The 578-nt window shown below is 54.7% G+C and carries 1 protein-coding gene; it reads left to right on the top strand.

Annotated features, from left to right (window positions below; genetic code table 11):
• The coding region (locus J0909_RS18290; protein ID WP_207265130.1) for an IS66 family transposase at positions 1 to 531 on the top strand (531 nt) is incomplete at its 5' end.
• Positions 532 to 578: the final 47 nt, after the last annotated feature.

A 578-nucleotide genomic window follows, 5' to 3' on the forward strand; every position in this document is an offset into this window, starting at 1 on the left:
AAGGCCGGGACAAAGAAACGCGGCACGGCTCAGGAGGTGGTCGATCTTATTGCTCAACTCTACGGCCTGGAAAAACAGGCCCGGCAAGCGGGCTTTGATGCGGATCGCATCCAGGCCATGCGTCAGAACCAGTCCCGTCAGATCATGGACACCATAAAGGCCTTGCTTCTGGAGCGGGGACAGCCCACGCCGCCCAAAAGCCTTCTCGGGCGGGCTATAGCCTATGCCTTGGGACAGTGGGAACGAGTTGAAACGTATCTTGAAGACGGAATCTTGCTGCCAGATAACAATTTGGCCGAAAACGCCATCCGTCCCTTTGCGGTTGGTCGGAAGAACTGGCTCTTTTCAGGTTCACCCAGAGGCGCTGCAGCAAGCGCGGCCTTGTACAGCTTGGTCGAGACGGCGAAGGCCAATGGACTGGAACCATTGCGATATCTGCACTTTCTCTTTGAAGAGCTGCCGGGCGTGAAGTCGGATGATGAGAGAAGAAGCTTGTTGCCGCAGTATCTTGCCCCTGAAGAACTGGTGTGATAGCTAGATGGTGAAGATTGGAAGAGGCTAAGAAAATTTACGCTTAC

It is taken from the genome of Desulfovibrio sp. Huiquan2017, assembly GCF_017351175.1.
Taxonomy (GTDB): Bacteria; Desulfobacterota; Desulfovibrionia; order Desulfovibrionales; family Desulfovibrionaceae; genus Pseudodesulfovibrio.